Source organism: Tahibacter sp. (assembly GCF_032229445.1).
GTDB lineage: Bacteria > Pseudomonadota > Gammaproteobacteria > Xanthomonadales > Rhodanobacteraceae > Tahibacter.
The window spans coordinates 29,459-45,781 of record NZ_JAVTWC010000008.1 but is presented as its reverse complement, the minus strand read 5'-3'; the positions used below and the strand labels follow the sequence as shown (position 1 = coordinate 45,781).

Annotated in this window: 11 protein-coding genes; 4 read left to right on the top strand and 7 right to left on the bottom strand. The window is 68.7% G+C overall.

The features are described from left to right. Positions 1-177: 177 nt before the first annotated feature. Positions 178-1,482: an amidohydrolase family protein gene (locus RUU78_RS02360; RefSeq protein ID WP_313913283.1), complete on the bottom strand. Its 1,305-nt coding sequence runs from the start codon at positions 1,480-1,482 to the stop codon at positions 178-180. Positions 1,483-1,724: 242 nt separating this feature from the next. Next, entirely contained in the window at positions 1,725-2,288 is a 564-nt protein-coding gene (locus RUU78_RS02355; RefSeq protein ID WP_313913281.1) for a hypothetical protein, read from the bottom strand. A 146-nt stretch (positions 2,289-2,434) separates the two neighbouring features. Between RUU78_RS02355 and RUU78_RS02350 the strand changes: the two genes are divergently transcribed. From RUU78_RS02350 to RUU78_RS02335, 4 genes are all read left to right on the top strand, one after another. Further along, the gene (locus RUU78_RS02350) at positions 2,435-6,862 is read left to right on the top strand and encodes a M64 family metallopeptidase (protein ID WP_313913279.1); all 4,428 of its coding nucleotides are present in this window, start codon (positions 2,435-2,437) and stop codon (positions 6,860-6,862) included. Between the two features lie 35 nt (positions 6,863-6,897). Further along, positions 6,898-7,305 (top strand): DUF3574 domain-containing protein, encoded by a 408-nt coding sequence (locus RUU78_RS02345; RefSeq protein WP_313913277.1) that lies wholly within the window; start codon positions 6,898-6,900, stop codon positions 7,303-7,305. 241 nt (positions 7,306-7,546) lie between these two features. Next, positions 7,547-8,158 (top strand): HAD-IA family hydrolase, encoded by a 612-nt coding sequence (locus tag RUU78_RS02340; protein ID WP_313913276.1) that lies wholly within the window; start codon positions 7,547-7,549, stop codon positions 8,156-8,158. Positions 8,159-8,320: 162 nt separating this feature from the next. Next, a complete protein-coding gene (locus tag RUU78_RS02335) occupies positions 8,321-9,232 on the top strand; it encodes a DNA alkylation repair protein (RefSeq protein WP_313913274.1) in 912 nt (303 codons plus the stop codon). A 195-nt stretch (positions 9,233-9,427) separates the two neighbouring features. Here the strand turns inward: RUU78_RS02335 and RUU78_RS02330 are convergent, their stop codons facing one another. The 5 genes from RUU78_RS02330 to RUU78_RS02310 form a co-directional block, all read right to left on the bottom strand. Then, entirely contained in the window at positions 9,428-9,967 is a 540-nt protein-coding gene (locus RUU78_RS02330) for a gamma-glutamylcyclotransferase (RefSeq protein ID WP_313913272.1), read from the bottom strand. Between the two features lie 230 nt (positions 9,968-10,197). Continuing rightward, positions 10,198-10,626 carry a VOC family protein gene (locus RUU78_RS02325; protein WP_313913270.1) on the bottom strand — a complete coding sequence of 143 codons (429 nt, stop codon included), beginning with the start codon at positions 10,624-10,626 and terminating at the stop codon, positions 10,198-10,200. 196 nt (positions 10,627-10,822) lie between these two features. Further along, on the bottom strand, positions 10,823-12,076 hold the full coding sequence (ispG, locus tag RUU78_RS02320) for a flavodoxin-dependent (E)-4-hydroxy-3-methylbut-2-enyl-diphosphate synthase (RefSeq protein ID WP_313913268.1): 1,254 nt from the start codon (positions 12,074-12,076) through the stop codon (positions 10,823-10,825). A 62-nt stretch (positions 12,077-12,138) separates the two neighbouring features. Next, complete coding sequence (locus RUU78_RS02315) at positions 12,139-13,887, bottom strand: hypothetical protein (RefSeq protein WP_313913266.1); 1,749 nt, start codon at positions 13,885-13,887, stop codon at positions 12,139-12,141. Between the two features lie 248 nt (positions 13,888-14,135). Beyond that, complete coding sequence (locus tag RUU78_RS02310) at positions 14,136-16,286, bottom strand: acetyl-CoA hydrolase/transferase C-terminal domain-containing protein (protein WP_313913264.1); 2,151 nt, start codon at positions 16,284-16,286, stop codon at positions 14,136-14,138. Positions 16,287-16,323: the final 37 nt, after the last annotated feature.

The following is a 16,323-nucleotide window of genomic DNA, read 5'->3' as shown; positions in this document are numbered from 1 at the left end:
CCATGCAGAACGCCGCATCCGCGCACCTGGCGCCGATCCGCGCTTGCCTGCCATCGCGCACGCGCACCCTGCGCGCACCGGATCGCCGCGGCTATGTTTGCGCGATCCGGTTCGGTGCGAACGAGGCGTTCCACCGCGCGCCCACACCGGCCGACGGCGTGCTAGCCGCGCCGCCGCTCAGTGCGGCGCAACGACCACGCCGCGCTTGACGGTCAGGCGTATCCGCGTGGTGTTGTGGATATCGGCCAGCGGGTCCGCGTCGAGCACGACGAGATCGGCCGACTTGCCGATGTCCAGCGTGCCCTGTGTCGCGCCAAGTCCCAGCGCCGCGGCGCCGTCGCGCGTCGCGGCGACAAGCGCCTGCGCCGGCGTGAATCCCGCATGCTCCACGAGCAGCGCGAGTTCGTCGTGGGTATGCGGCAGACCGCCGTCGCCGCGCGGCTCGAACCAGTCCGTGCCCGTGGTCACGCGCACGCCGGCCGCACGCGCCAGGCGCGTCGCCTGCGCGCCCCAGGTGAACGCGGCATCGGTCCAGCTCGTGTCCATCTGACCGGGCGCGTAGTCCTTCATCGCCTTGTAGACGTACAGCGTCGCGTCGAGGAATACGCCCCGTTGCGCCATGCGCCGGTACAGCGCGAGCAGGCGCGGATGATCCGGCGCAATCGTGTCCCAGGGGCCGGCGATGCGTTTGCCGTAGTCATCGGGCACCGTGTCGACGGCTTCCCAGACCAGGTACGGCGCGTGCGACAGCGAGCCGATGCCGGCCTCGACGAGATCGCCGGGCCGCGTCGGAAACACGGTCGCGTGCGCCGTGGTCTGCACGCCCTGGCGCCGCGCCTCGCGCACGATCGCGGCTGCGAGGCGCGGCGTCAGGTCGCCATAGATCTTGATATTCGAGGCACCCGCGCCGCGCGCTTCGGCGATGGCCTGGCGCAGGTCGGTCTTCGCCTCGATGAGCCGCGCCCAGGGCGCCTCGCCCAGCGTGCGGCCGGTGGCCATCTCAGCCGTCGGACCGCTGCGAAACACGTCCGGCCCGGCGAACAGCGCGCTGTAGACGAGGCTCGGACCGGGCCATTCGCCGGCGCCGATCGCGCGTTCCAGCTCACCCAATGCGCGCGCATCGCCAGCCAGATCACGCACGCCGGTGATGCCACCACGCACCGCCGCCGCGAGGATGCGCTCGCCCTGGCGCGGGTCGGGGAAGCGGCTCACATGCACATGCGTGTCGATCAGGCCGGGGATGACCCAGGCACCGGCGAGACCGATGCGCGTCCAGCGTGCGTCGGGCTCCGCGACCGGCCGTACGCCGGCCTCGTCGATGGCCACGATCAGGCCGTCGCGCACGAGCAGCGACTTCACCGGCCGCGCCGCCGCGCCCGTGCCGTCGATGAGCTGGAAGTCGGTCAGTTCCAGATAGTCGGCCGCCTGCGCCGATGCCAGCAGCGCCATCCACAACACGATGCAGCGCAACAGTGCGGCCATGGGTTCCCCTCGGTGGTCGGTCGCAAGCATGCCCGACTGCGCGACGGCGCGCACGCGACGCCGCGTTGCGAATGCTGTCAGGTTGCCAATCCAACAGCCTGCTGAGGAACGCACCCAAGACGTCTGAAAAAGATTCCTCGTTTTTCACAGACAGCAAACCGTCATCGCAAACTTTTTCGCGAAGCGATCAGGTCCTGCCTGATGCGCGATCGTCCGCGACGCCGGGCGTGTCCGTCGCCGCTTCACGGCGATGCTTCGCGTGCGGTGTTCATCTTCATGCGCAGCGCTTTCGCTTTGTCCTTGTCACCCTTGGCCTCGTACGCTTCCGCCAGGCTGTCCCAGGTGTTGGCCGACTGCGGGAACAGCACGGTGTTGAGCGTGAAGACCGGCAGGGCCACGTCGACGCCGAGGTTGGAGCGGATGGCGTAGCCGCCGGTGTTGACGGCCTGTTCGAGTTGCTTCTGCTCGAAGCCGCCGCTGTTGCGCAGGGTTTCGGCGAATGTCTGCGTCGTCGTGTCGTCGGGCGATTGCAGCGCGAAACCGATGAGTTTCTCGGACAGGGCTTCGTTGTGGAACTGATCGGGGGCGACCGTGGCCGTGAGGCTGTCCAGCAGCGTTCTCGTCCAGACGTTGCGCCGACTGCCGCTGGTCAGATAGACCAGGGTGTAGACATCGCCGGCCAGCGAATCCTTGAACAGGATGCGTACGCGCACCCGCGCCCCGCCGTCGCGGCCGACCATGCGATACGCGCCGCTTTCACCGACCTCCCAGCCCGTGGCGAACCAGCCGCGCTGGCCGCGGCGCATGCGGCGGCGGCGGCGGTTCGATCAGCACCCACAGAATCATCTTGATTGCCAACGTGCTCATCCGAGAGTTCGGTTACTGACGAAGCGTCGCTCTGTATACACTTGGGACGCTTTGTCAGACTCTCCTGATCGTTTCCGAGGCCTTCATGCGGCAATCTCTCGCGCAACACTGGTTCGTTCGTGCCGCCTGCGCGATTGGGCTGCTGGCATCGTATGGAATCGCCGCCGCGGCCGATACGCCGGGCTGGCTGCTGCTGTTCGATGCGAGCCGCGGCACGCCCGAGTCGACCGCCATCGTCGCGACCGACCGGTTCGAGCGCGGTCGCGACGCGGGCGACGATCACGCCTGGCGCGTGGAACTGTACGACGGCGCCGGACACCGGATCTACGTCGCATCGGTCGCAGCGCCGCACGGTTTCGAGGACGGCGATCGCACCGCGCGGCGTCTCACCGTGCGCGCGCCGGCGCTGCCGCAGGCCGCGCGCATCGATCTCGTCGATGCGCAGGGCGCCGTGGTCTGGACCCGTCGCGTCGACGCAGCGCTGCATGAGCAGGCGCGCCGCTCCGCCGACACCGCGAAGCAGCGCATCGAACTCGCGGTCGAACCGACCGCGAAGATCCCGCGGTCCGATGCGATCGCACGGCTCGCCGCCGATGTCGAGCGCCGGCGTCGCGACGAACGCAGTGCGGCGTGGAACGCGTACGCGCGCGAACCGACGCTCACTAATTGGCGCGCGCTCCAGATAATCCGCGAGCCGGCGCATGCACCGGCGTTGCGATCATCGCCGGCAACATCGGTGCCGGCGTCGACGCCGATGCACAAGCCCTTCACCGTGACACCGGCCGCCGCGCCGTCGACGATCGTCGCGCCGGCAACGAACACCGCAACAAAGACGATCGCATCGACGAACGCCACGATGACGTACCGCGGACGCCTGCTCGGCGAAGACGGGCTGCCGACCGGACAAACGTTCAACGGGTGGATGCCGGATGCCGGCGTCACATTCACGGTCGGGGCCGACGGCACGTATCGCTTCGAGGCCGACGTCGGCCGCGAATTTTCGTTCATGGCATCGCCGGAGCCGCCGTACCCGTACCAGCGGTTGGCCGCGACGGCCGATGCGCAGGGCAACGTCGCCGAGATCCGCATGCCGCGCGGCTGGCTCATCAGCGGCCGCCTGCGCACAGCCAACGGCAGCACGGCGTCGGGCGAATTTGGCGTCAACGTCCGCGAAGCCGGCAGCAATACGTCCGGAGCATCTGCGTACACCAGCAACGGCAGTTATCTGCTCGCCGTGCCCAAGCACCGTCCCGGCGCGTTCGTCGTGACGGCATCGAACCTCGATACGCCGATGCGCTACGTAGCGATGCGACATGACATCGGCGTCGTCGATCGCGACCGCAGCGTCGACTTCGTCGCCGATCCGGGCATCGAGATTCCCGTACGTCCGATCGGCGACGGCCCGGTGCCGGGTACTGCGTGGGAAGCCAGCTGCATTTCCGCTGCCGGCCAAACGAGGGCGAGCGCTTCGGGCGGCACGGCGGCGCTGCTGCGCGTACGGCCCGGCGAGGCGAACGACTGCTGGTTCCAGGCGGCCGTGCCGTACCTGCCCGTCGGCTATCCGGACTTGCGCTTCCAGGCGAGCCAGCGGTGGTTTCCCGCGCTGCGGCGCGGCAACGACGTGACATTCCGCATCGGCGGTGACGCGGGCAGCAACTACAACGGGAGCGCCAGTACGTTCGTCGACGGCATCCGTACGTCCCTGACCAATTCGAACTACGACTGGCGCGTCGTGCTGCCGACCGGAACGGCGACCGTCATGTTCGATACGCTCGACGGCTTCGCACCGTACGCGATCGGTCCGCGCCGCATCGACCGCGACGAGCGTATCGATGCGCCGCTACGCCGTGGCGCGACGCTGCGCGGCAGGGTCCTCACCACCGCGCCGGAAACCGGGCCGCGCTACGGCACGGTGACCGCCCGCCGTACCGGCGACGATACGGTCGTGCAGACGTCGACGATCACGAACGGCGCCTACATTCTGCGGCTGCCGGTCGGCACGTACGACGTGACGGCCGAACAGTTCGAAGATCCGGCGTACAACGTGCTGCACTATGCGCCGGCGACGCGCACAGCCGTACCGGTAACGGCGGACGCGACGCTCGACATCGACGTCGCCGCATCGGCGCGCAACGTCGCCGTCAGCATCTCGTGGCCCGGCTGCGGCGTCTATTACAGCGCCGAGATCCACGTCCGCGAGAACGGCCGCCTGCTCAGCCGGCCCGAGTTCGGCAGCTCGTCGTTTACGTGCGTCGGCGGGCGGCGCACGGCGACCTCGACGCTCGGCGTGCCGGCCGGCGAGTATGAACTGCGCGTCGATCCTCGCGGCGGCGAACCGACCTCGTGGCGCGTCGTCGACGTGCGCAGCGGCGATGCGAGCGTCGCCTTCGATCTTCCGGCACGGCGCGAATGGCGCCCGCAGGTGCTCGACGCACAGCGCCGGCCGCTCGCGACGGCCGAGGCAATGGTCGTCGACAGACTCGGTCGCATGGTCTTCTACAACGCGGCAGACGCCGCGGGTCGCCTGACGCTGCCCGTTGACGACGACGGATTGACCGCGTTCGTGGCGCCGCAGTCGGGGGGCCGCGCGCTCGGCACCACCGTCGCCCTCACGCCGCAGGCCGCATCATCCGGCGAGCTCGTGCTCGACGATCTGCCGGTGCCCGATCCGGAACCCGCGTCGGCCGTGCGCACCGTGCTAGCGGCCGGGCGCGAGGATCCGATCCGCGTGCTATTCATCGGCGACGACTACGTGCGCGAACGCGAAACCTTCACCGACACGAACGGCAACGGCGTGTGGGACGGCTATGCGTGGTACGACCTCGACGGCGACGGCGTCTACCGTAGCGGCCGCGACATCGTCAACACGCATGGCCAACCGACAGCGGCGCTGCCCGACGGTTCGGATCCGACCGCGCTCGGCGAGCCGTTCGACGACCGCAACGGCGACGGCATTCCGAATGTCGATGACGAGGCGCTGTTCTATGCGAATGTCGAAAATTACGTGCGTGACCTGTTCAGCGGCGACTATTGGCCGCAGCGCCGCGGCGATTTTCAGGTCAGCGCCGCGTTCCTTGCGTCGCCGCAAGCGGGCATGACGCTGCGCAACAGCGCGGGCGATACGATCCTTACGCGCAGCACGCTGTTCGCCGCGACCCACTACGCGAACGGTGGGTACATGTTGGTCGACTACGAAAGAGCGACGATCGCCGGCGAGCAGCTCATGCCCGGGCACGATCTGCTCGTCGTCCTCATCAACCAGCCGGTATCGACGGGGCGCGCGAATGCGACGGCCGGCGCGATGCCCGCGATGATCACGGCCAACGGCGGCAACTACTATGCCGCCTACGCGAGCACGCCGATTTCGCACGAGGCCGGCCACGCGCTCGGCTGGCTCGGCGACGAGTACCTCGAGTTCGATCGAGCGAGCAGCGTGGCCGAATCGCCGATGCCCAACCTCTCGGGCCGCACGACGCGCGATCTCGTCAAATGGAGCGACCTCGTCCCACTGGACGTGCCGCTGCCGTCGACGTTTGCCCACGGAGGCATCGGTGTGTTTCCCGGCGCGAACCGCGAGTTGAGCGGCATGTCGCGCCCGAGCTGGAACTCGATCATGCGCTACGGCTACCTGTTCGATGCCGTCGCGCGGCGCGCGCTCGACGCGCGCCTGCAGAAACTCCTGCGCGACGACGCGGCGCCAACACCGGGCAACTGGTACGACCGGCGCCGCGCCGGCCACGGCATCGACCTGCAGCGCTACCGCCGCGATCCGGCTGGCGATATCTACTTTATGGTTTTCTATACCTATGACCAGAACGGCGCACCCGAATGGTTCCAGGGGCTCGGCCGCCTGAACGGCGACGTGCTGCTGCCGATCGCCGACGCGAACGGCAGAACGTTGACGCGCGTGCGCGGCAGCGGCAGCGGACAGGGAATGCCCGACAATGCGCTGTCGGGCGACTTCTCGATCGATTTCCGACGCAACGCCGTGTGCAAGACCGACGACCGCGCCGACGCACACGCGCTCGCGGCGATGCAATGGTCGATCGGCGGCCAGTCGGCGATCTGGTGCATCGAACCGGCCGTCGCAGCGACGCAGCACGCGTCACCACATTACTCTGGCCATTGGTACGCGCCGGCCGATCAGGGCTGGGGCATGGAAGTCACCGCGATCGCCGACGGCGACGGACCGCCGACGCTCGTCGCGATCCTGTACTACCTCGACAGCAGCGGAACGCCGCGCTGGGCGAGCGCATTGTCGCCGGACTTCGTTAGCGGCCAAGCAATGACGGTGTACGAAGCCGACAACGGCTACTGCCGCCGCTGTCCGGCTCCGGCGACGCGCACGCAGGCGCCGATCGGCCGCATGACGCTGACGCTCACGACCGCGACGCGCGAAGATCCGGCGAGCGGCGCGAACCGCGCCGACATCGAGATAACGCCACCCGGCGACGGCGCACCGTTCCGCAAGACGAACGTGCCGATTACGTTGTTGTCCGAGCCACTGGATTGACACGCTGTATACCTGTTGCTTATGCGAGAACGCCCATGCGCACGCCTGCCCTGCTCGTCTGTGCGGTCCTGGTCCTCAGCGCCTGCAGTGCCGTCCCGGCCGCACGCTGTACCGGTAGCGCGCAGGCGCTGATCGAGGACGAACTGTTCTTCGGCCTGTCCACCCCCAGCGGCGGCCAGATCAGCGAGGAAGACTGGCGCGCCTTCCTGCGCGACGAGGTCACGCCACGTTTCCCGCAGGGCCTCAGCGTGGTCGAGGCCGCCGGCCAGTGGCGCGGCAACGACGGCAGCATCGTGCGCGAGAACTCGCGCGTGCTGACCCTCGCCCATGCCGACGACGCGCACAGCGAAACCGCGGTGCAGGCCATCATGGCCGCGTACAAGACGCGCTTCGAACAGGAAGCCGTCATGCGTCTGAAGCAGCGCGCCTGCGCGAGTTTCTGAAGCCACGCCACCGGCCGGACTCCTGGCTAGCCCGCATTTCTCACACCCATTCGTAGCGAGGCCGTCGAGACGCCGTCCTGATGCGCGCCGCGGACTGAGTGACGGCGAAGGCGTAGCCGACACTACGTCGAGCCGACACGAGGGAGCAGCGCGCGTCAGGGCGAGCGTATCGGCGGCCGCAGTAGAAGGGGTGTGAGAAATGCGGGCTAGACTGTGGCGCCCTGCCCCGCCGGACACCACCATGCCCGCTGCCGCTCTCCTGGTCGATTTCGACGGCGTGCTGCGCCACTGGCCCGCGTCGGATGAGGCGATCGAACGCGCACACGGCCTGCCGGACGGCAGCATTCGCGCGGCGGCGTTCAGCACCTCGCTGCTGGCCGATCTCGTCGAGGGACGCCTGAGCGACGAGGACTGGCGTACCCGTACGGCTGCGCGACTGCGCCAGCAGTACATCCATGCCGATGTCGCGGGCGCGATCGCGCAGTGGTCCAGTGGCCTCGGCGACATCGATACCGAACTGCTGCAGGTACTGCGCGACTGCACCCCGTCGCATCGGCTGGTGCTGGTGTCCAACGGCAGCACACGCCTGCGCAGCGATCTCGATCGTCTCGGCCTCGGCGACGCCTTCCACGCCGTCGTCAACTCCAGCGAGATCGGCGTCGCCAAGCCAGCCGCGGCGTTTTTCGAAATCGCACTGCAACGTGCCGCTTCGACGCCCGAACTCGCCCTGTTCATCGACGATTCGCCCGAACACGTCGCCGCGGCGCGCATGCTCGGGCTGCGCGCGCACTGCTATGCCGGCGTGGCCGGCGTGCGCGACTTCCTGCGCGAGTGCGGCGTGACGGCAGGCTGAGCCGTTCGGCCTGCCCTGATCCCGGCGGCATCGGCGGCCTGCTCGCGCAGGCCGTGACCAGCGCGACCTCGTACCCGGTCCCGCGCGTGCCTACCGCCTTGCCGACGCCCTGGGCCGGCGCGAGACTGTGCCGCACTCGCGCGTGAGCGCATCGGAGCCGTCATGAAAGCCAGCGCAAAGAAAGCGCCCGCGAAGATCGCGTCGGACGATACGAGCGCCATGCGCCGCAGCGCCGTGAAACCCGGCGCGCCACGCTCTGCCGCCAGCGCTGCAGGCACTGCGGCGGCGAAGAAAATCTCGACCCGCACTGCGACGACGACGGCGCCGCGCGCGAAGGCGACTACGCGCGACGACACAGCGATCGGCATCGACGCGCGGTGCGCGCAAGCCGTCGCCGCGCTCAAGGCCCATGCCAGCGAGGCCACGCGCGCCGGCATGGCGCGCTACGCGATTCCGAACGACAAGGCGTTCGGCGTCTCCATGCGCGATGTGCAGGCCGTCGCGAAACGCTACCGCTACGACCACGCGCTGGCCGAATCGCTGTGGCAGACCGATCTCTACGATGCGCGCATGCTCGCCTGCTATATCGACGATCCGGCGCTCGTCGACGCCGCGCAGATGGAGCGCTGGATAGGCAGCGTCGACAACTGGGCGCACTGCGACACGCCGTGTTTCGTGCTGTTCGACCGCACGCCGCATGCCTGGAAGAAAGTCGACGCCTGGGCCACACGCTCCGAGGAATTCGTCCGGCGAGGCGCATTCGCGCTGCTCGCGAGCCTGACCGTCCACGACAAGCAGGCCGGCGACGAACCCTTCCTGCGCGGCCTGCTGCACATCGAAGCCGCCGCCGGCGACGAGCGCAACTTCGTCAGGAAAGCCGTCAACTGGGCGCTGCGCTCGATCGGCAAGCGCAACGTCGCGCTGCATGCCGCTGCGGTGGCCGTGGCGCAACGGCTGGCGGCGCAGAAGGAGGCAACGCCGCGCTGGATCGGCAAGGACGCGTTGCGCGAACTCAACAGCGCCGCGGTCGTCGCGCGCCTGGCGGCGAGGAAGCCAAAAACGCGGAAAGGTTAGAACGTCCGACAAAACGACATGGCACTACGCCAAGTCGAGAGCTGTTGAGCCCTCCCCTTCAGGGGGGTGAAGGACGATGGCTTAGAACCGAAGGTTCTCATCGTCCTTGACCCCAGCGAGGGGAGGGCTAATGCGTTCGGCTTGGCGCCTCGGCCAGGCATTTTGTCAGACGCTCATCGGACACTCCCCGCTAACTCACGTCGCGGCTTCCAGCATCCCGCGCAATTCCCGCTCGATGCCGAACACATGCGCGTCGTCGCTGCCCAGTTCGCGCAGCGCCGCAGCCAGTGCCAGCAGGTAGTCACGATTCTCGCCACTCGGGCCGCGCGCACGCGCGATATGCCGCGCGATCTCGTCCTCGTCGGCCGGGCCAAGATAGGCCTCGTTGCCGGGATTGGCCACGTAGACCACGCCCTGGGCGTGGGAACCGTCGTCGAAGAAGAACTCGCTGGCTTCGCGCGTGTAGCCGTTCTTCTCGCGATGATCGAGATGCGCGAACACGTCGGGCGTGACGCGATACGCCATGCCCGTGCAGACCGCGCCACTGTCGGCAATCAGCGTGACCACGCGGCCCGGCGCCTCGGGCGTGCCGCGGTGGTCGTGTGAGCCCTGCCAGAACCGCCGCGTCCAGCCGCGGATGCGCGCGCGACGACGTTCGAGGAACGGAAAGTCGACCTTGTAGATCAGCGAGCCGTAGCCGAACAGCCAGATCGAATTGTCGGGTTGGTCGTTCATGGGCGCAGGCAGGTCGGATGCCACAGACTGGGGCGCGGAGACGCGCCATTCAAGGCGCGGACAGCGGCGGCGGCACGATCGAGCAGCTCAGGTGACCGATGCAGATTCCAGCGCGAACCGGCTGGTCGGCCATTCGCCGACCAGCCCGGTCTCGCCATCAGCGCAACACCAGCGAATGCACGACGACCGGCCGACCGCCGCGCATCCGCTATGTTTGCGTCAGCCGCGACTTACTTGCAGTCCTCGGTATCCGGCGAGAAGTTCAGCATCCACGGCACGCCGAACCGATCGGTGCAGGTACCGAAGCGTTCGGCCCAGAAGGTCTTTTCCAGCGCCATTTCCACCTTGCCGCCATCGGACAGCGCGGCGAACACGCGCTCGGCTTCCTCGATCGACGACGGATGCAGCGCGATCGAAATACCCTTGAGCGGCTCGTACGGGCAGTACTGGCTGACCGCATCCGAGCCCATGAGCATCTGATCACCGATCATCAGGCACGAGTGCATGATCTTGTCGCCCATCTCGGGGCCGCAGCCGCCACCGTCGGGGGCTTCGCTGAACTTCATGGCCGCAACGATCTGGCCGCCCAGATGCTGCGCGTAGTAGGCGAAGGCTTCGGCACAGTTGCCGTCGAACGTGAGGTAAGCGTTGAGTTTCATGCCAGGACTCCTAGTCAGGGGTGTCGCAAGGAAACCGGTCGCGGCGCGTTGGCGCTGCGGCGGGAGGCGCGAGCCGGATGCCAGAAATGGCGGGCGCGGGGAACGCCGGCTCTGACCAACGCGTCGAAGCGGCAGCCGCGGAATCGACACGCCGGCGAAAACTTTTTCGTCGCCGCATCGGGCCTCGCCGGCTGGCTCAGCCCGCCTTCGCGCGATAGCGCTCGGCGACGTAGCCCTCGAGGATGCCAACGAAATCCTGCGCGATCGTGTCGCCGCGCAGGGTCTGCGTCTTGACCCCGTCGATGAAGACCGGCGCGGCCGGCGCCTCGCCGCTGCCAGGCAGCGAGATGCCGATGTTCGCGTGCTTGGATTCGCCGGGGCCGTTGACGATGCAGCCCATCACGGCCAGGGTCAGGTTCTCTACACCGTCGTACTGCAGGCGCCATTCGGGCATGCGTGCACGCACATGGTCCTGCACGGTCTTGGCCAGTTCCTGGAAGAACGTCGAGGTGGTGCGGCCGCAGCCCGGGCAGGCCGTCACCAGCGGCGTGAACGCGCGCAGGCCCATGGTCTGCAGCAACTCCTGCGCCACGATGACTTCGCGCGTGCGCGATTCCTGCGGCTCGGGCGTCAGCGAAATGCGGATCGTGTCGCCGATGCCTTCCTGCAGCAGCACGGCCAGCGCCGCGCTGGACGCGACGATGCCCTTGGAACCGATGCCGGCCTCGGTCAGCCCCAGGTGCAGCGCGTAGTCGCTGCGCGCGGCCAGGTCGCGGTAGACCGCGATCAGCTCCTGCACGCCGGACACCTTGCACGACAGGATGATGCGCTCGCGCGACAGACCCAGCTCCTCCGCGCGCGCAGCGGAATCCAGCGCCGAGCGGATCAGCGCCTCGCGCATCACGCGGGTCGCGTCCCACGGCTGCGCACGCTCGTGGTTCTCGTCCATCATGCGCGCCAGCATGTCCTGGTCGAGCGAGCCCCAGTTCGCGCCGATGCGCACGGGCTTGCCATGGCGGATGGCCAGCTCGACGATGGTGGAAAACTGCAGGTCTTTCTTTTTCCCGAAACCCACATTGCCGGGATTGATGCGGTACTTGGCCAGCGCCTCGGCGGCGGCGGGCTCGCCGGTCAACAGGGTGTGGCCGTTGTAGTGGAAGTCGCCGATCAGCGGCACGCCCACACCCATCATGTCCAGGCGTTCGCGGATGCGCGGCACCGCGGCGGCGGCTTCGGCGGTGTTGACGGTGATGCGCACCAGCTCCGAGCCGGCGCGCCACAGCTCGGCGACCTGGCGCGTCGTGGACGCCACGTCGGCGGTGTCAGTATTGGACATCGACTGCACGACGATGGGCGATGCGCCACCCACCTTCACGCCGGCGACATCGACACCGATGCTGTCACGGCGCGGTGCGGCACTGGCCAGGCGGTTTTCGGATTCGGAATTCATTCGCTGCTACGAGGCGGCCGCAAAGGCGGGATTCTAGCGACTCTCCAGCTGCGGACCACAGGCTAGCCCGTGGTCCCGTCCGCGCGCGCCTCGATCTCCTCGCTCTCCAGCGCCGCGGATTCGGCCAGCTCCTCGACCGTCGGCGCGCGGCCGATCAGCACGCGCTGGTAGGAATTGCTCGCGTCGACGACGGTGACGTCGTCCAGGCGCGCCACGCTGGCGCGGGTTTCCCAGTCCATCGGATCGGCCGGCCGGGTCAGTTCCAGCTCGTGCGCGTGGCGATCGAACAGATGGGGCGCCAGCACGGTCGTCGCATGGCCATTGTCCTGGTCGAGCAGCAGCACGCCGCGCATGGCTGCGCGCACCTGACCGTTGGCCTCGAAGCTCGCAATGCCGACCGGTTGCGCGCGGCGCGCCAGCAGTTCGATGCCGGCGTCGACCGAATCGGCGTCGTCGATGCGGATCCAGCGGATCACGCCGACCATCCAGTCGCGATCGTCGTCGTCCTCGTCGGCCGCGGTGGCCGGGGTGAGCCCGACCAGCTCGCCGACCTTGGCGCGGGCCAGGTCAGCCTTGTCCCAGACCAGGCGATAGCCGCCGAGGCTCTGGTCGAGCACGCGCGCACGCTGGATCACCGGCTTGAGCTCGCTGCTCTGGCTGGCCCAGGGTGCGGCCGTCTCGCGCTCGGACAGGCTGATGGCCTGGCCGCGCACGCGGCGCAGGAAACCGTCGAAATCCTCGTTGCCGGCCAGCACATGATGCAGCGCATGCAAGCCCACGACGGTGTCGAGCTGATGCCCGGCCGGCAGCCGCGCGTGACCGCGCTCGGCACTGCCGCCCCAGCTGCGCATGAGGCGCTCGACCACGGCGCGGCGCGCCTGCACCGGCGGTCCGCCCTTGAGGCGGAAGCTCAGCAGGTCCGCACCGGGCGGCAGGATCTGCACATGGCCTTCGACCATGCGCTGCACCGGCTGCGGATCGAACGACAGCAGGCCCTCGGCGGCGACCTCACGCTCCTCGGGCACATAACCCACGCCCTGGTCCTGGTCGGTCTGCACGGCAAAACCGGCGACCCCGCCGCGGCCCTGGCCGATCTGGCAATACGGCGCGAGCGCGCGGGTCAGCGCGAACACGTCGCCCATCTCGCGCTGGGTATAGCGGTAGGGATTGCTCAGCGCGAGCAGCAGCGCGTGGGCATAGGCGACCCGCGGCGACAGCTCCGCGCCACCGAGGCTGGGATCGACCGAGGCCTTGTCGTCCAGGCGCAGCGCGGCCGCGGCGACGAATACATCGTGCAGGCGCAGCCAGACACCGGCCGGCGGCGTGTGGTACAGCGTATAGGCCTTGGCCAGCAGGTTGCCGTAGTGCTGCAGCGCGCGCACGGCCGCGGTCGCGACCGATTTTCCTTTCAGGAACGGCACCTTGCCCGCGGGAGCACAGAAATCGTGCAAGGCCTGCACATAGCCCAGGCCGATCTCGCGCTCGAAGTCCTGCGCCGTGCGCGCCTGCTGCAGCTTGGCCGGCGGCAGCGGAAAGGTTTCGAGCAGGATCTGCCGTTCGATGCTGCCGATGACCTGGAGCACCGGCCCGCGCAACAGTTCCAGTGCGTCCAGCCGCTGCTGCGCGTCGATGCGCATGCGGTTCATGACCATCAGCGCGTCGAGCAGCTGGCGCGAAGTCGCCGCGGGATTGGCCAGCGGCAAGTGGTTCAGCCAGTTGCGGATCGCCCGGGCGTCGGTGGCGAAGTCGTCGCGGAACGGCGGATGCCGTTCCGGCCAGTCGTGCGAAAGGCGGTGAAGCCAGTCATGCATCGAGGTTGCCCCCTGTGGCTACCTGCGTATGTGAATCGCTGAACAGCTCGGAACGCGACCCTGCGCGGGAAGCTCCACGAATCGGGCGGCCCGCTGACCGCGAGTGGCGCGCACAGTCGGCGGGATGATGGAGATCGAGGCCGAGCATGGGCGCTTGTCGCGGAGACGTTTCCAGAAACTTTCTCAAGTCATTAGTTTAGACCCTGTTCCTGACGTTTCTCATTACCTTAACGTCGAGACCGGGGCGATCAGCGGCGCAGGCCCGCCAGCACAAGGCGCTGCTGCCAGCGCTCGGCCCAGGTTTGCGGCCGGCCGAGGCCCATGCGCTCCAGCGCCGCCACCTCGTCAGGCCGCGGCGAACCGCTGCAAAGCGCTCGCCAGAACAGACCCATACGGCCGCTCCAGCGCGCACTGCGCTGCTTGAGCCATTGCAGCGCGCCGGCCAGTTGCAGTTCCACCGGCGTGAAATCCGTGCCGAAGGGGAATGCATCAAACAGGCCACGCTGGCGCAGCGGCGCGAGCGCCGCGGCGAGCCGCTCGGGTGTGTTGCGCAGCCAAGGCGCCGGCACCTCAAAATCGGGCGCCAGCTTGCCGGCCGACTTGGCCTGCGCGACCAGCCCGCCGATGAAGCGCGCGTCGCTGATCGCGAGCATGGCCTTGACGCAGTCCTCGTCGGACCTGCCGCGCAGGTCGGCGACGCCGTATTCGGTCACATAGACGTCGCGCAGGTGGCGCGGAATGGTGGTGTGGCCGTAATTCCACAGGATGCTCGAGCGCGCGCAGTCGCCGCTGCCGCGGCAGGAGCGCAGCAGCAGCACGGAACGGCCGTCGCGCAGCGCGTGCGCCATCGCGACGAAGTTGTATTGCCCGCCGACCCCGCTGACGACGCGGCCGTCTTCCAGCGCGTCGGATACGGCGGCACCGAGCGCGGTCGCCATCATGCAGGTGTTGAAGAAGCGTCCGTCGCGGCGCTGCAGTGCGTCGAGCGCCTCGCGGCCGCCGTAGAGCTGATTGATGTCCGACACGCGGGTCATCGACAGTCCGTCGAAGTCCTCGCCGTGCAGACCGGCCAGCCAGCGGTAAAACTCGACCGACCCGAGGTAGAACGCGCCGCGCAGGTAGCGCCCGTCGCGCAGGCGGCGGCCGTCCATGGCGCGGCCCAGTGCAGCCAGCGCGCCCGGTTCGCGCAGGTCGCAGGCAATCCGCGTCGTATCCGGCAACACCACGTCGTCGCCGTCGATGTGGCTGCCCTGCGGCAACAGGCCGGCGCGCACGAGGCGCGCCAGCTCGGGCAGATGGATCAGCGGCGCCAGCGCACCGGCGGCGTGGAGGCGCTCCGCGTCGCCGCTGCGCAAGGTCTCGCCAATCAGGCCGTCGGCCAGGGCCTGCTCCAGCGCGAAGTCGTCGAACACATGCCGCTTGAGCACGCCGCCCTTGGCCAGGTGCATGAAGCCGTCCATGACCATCTCGCTCGCGCCGTAGAGGCCGCGCGCAAAGGTATCGAGACCGCCGACACGGCCGGCCAGCGGGCTCGCACCGCCGAGCGCGGTCAGCGCCTCGCGATACGCCGCGTTGTCACGCTGGCGCAGCAGCAGCGCATGCACCACCGCGTCCGACAGCGCACCGATGCCGATCTGCAAGGTGCCGCCGTCGCGCACCAGGGTGCTCGCGTGCAGGCCGAGCGCGAACTCGGCCACGCTGACCGAATCGCGCGGCAAGGCAAACAAGGTGTGGTCGCAGGCCGGATCGTCCAGCAGCAGATCGAAGAACTCAGCGTTGACCTCGGCCTCGTTGGCGACGAACGGCAGCCGCGGGTGCACCACGCCGACGACCAGCGGCCGCGGCTTGCCGGCCGCGGCGATCTCCTCGACGAGATCCTGGGTCACGTCCGGGTTGCTCGCGAGGCTCAGGCGCTCGCGGCCGTCCTCGACACGTCTCGCGACGAGCTGCACGACGACGTTGATGCCGCTGTCGGCCAGGTCGCGCGCGACATGGGTGTAATTGAGGCTGGCGTATTCGCGCTGCGCACTGTCGTTGCCGACCAGCGCGCCGGACTGGAGATAGAACTCGCTGATGCGCACGTTCGCCGGCAGGCAGCCGTCGCGGCGCGCGACGGCGTAGTCGAGATCGGGATAGTCGGCGCCGAAATGGCGCGCGAGGAACGGATCGAGGAAGCGCCGCTCGAGATCCGACTTCGGCACCGGGCGCAGCAGCGACAGCGCGGTGAAGATATGCAGCGACAGGCGCGGATCGGCCGCGACGGCGCGGTACAGCGCGTTGAGCAGCACGTTCGGTTTGCCCAGGCCCAGCGGCGCGGCAACGCGCAACTGGCCATCGTCCTGCCGGAGAATGCGCGCGACCGTCTGCGCCACCGCCGTGTGTCGTTCCACCTGCCTCATCCCGCCTCCGTTGCCGCCGCCTGCCTCCGCTGTACGT

What these genes read in the sequence shown, in the direction of transcription:
- RUU78_RS02330 (WP_313913272.1), bottom strand. Translation starts at nt 9,967, where the DNA reads ATGAACGACCAACCCGACAATTCGATCTGGCTGTTCGGCTACGGCTCG.
- RUU78_RS02340 (WP_313913276.1), top strand. Translation starts at nt 7,547, where the DNA reads ATGCCCGCTGCCGCTCTCCTGGTCGATTTCGACGGCGTGCTGCGCCAC.
- RUU78_RS02310 (WP_313913264.1), bottom strand. Translation starts at nt 16,286, where the DNA reads ATGAGGCAGGTGGAACGACACACGGCGGTGGCGCAGACGGTCGCGCGC.
- RUU78_RS02360 (WP_313913283.1), bottom strand. Translation starts at nt 1,482, where the DNA reads ATGGCCGCACTGTTGCGCTGCATCGTGTTGTGGATGGCGCTGCTGGCA.
- RUU78_RS02345 (WP_313913277.1), top strand. Translation starts at nt 6,898, where the DNA reads ATGCGCACGCCTGCCCTGCTCGTCTGTGCGGTCCTGGTCCTCAGCGCC.
- ispG (WP_313913268.1), bottom strand. Translation starts at nt 12,076, where the DNA reads ATGAATTCCGAATCCGAAAACCGCCTGGCCAGTGCCGCACCGCGCCGT.
- RUU78_RS02325 (WP_313913270.1), bottom strand. Translation starts at nt 10,626, where the DNA reads ATGAAACTCAACGCTTACCTCACGTTCGACGGCAACTGTGCCGAAGCC.
- RUU78_RS02315 (WP_313913266.1), bottom strand. Translation starts at nt 13,887, where the DNA reads ATGCATGACTGGCTTCACCGCCTTTCGCACGACTGGCCGGAACGGCAT.
- RUU78_RS02355 (WP_313913281.1), bottom strand. Translation starts at nt 2,288, where the DNA reads ATGCGCCGCGGCCAGCGCGGCTGGTTCGCCACGGGCTGGGAGGTCGGT.
- RUU78_RS02335 (WP_313913274.1), top strand. Translation starts at nt 8,321, where the DNA reads ATGAAAGCCAGCGCAAAGAAAGCGCCCGCGAAGATCGCGTCGGACGAT.
- RUU78_RS02350 (WP_313913279.1), top strand. Translation starts at nt 2,435, where the DNA reads ATGCGGCAATCTCTCGCGCAACACTGGTTCGTTCGTGCCGCCTGCGCG.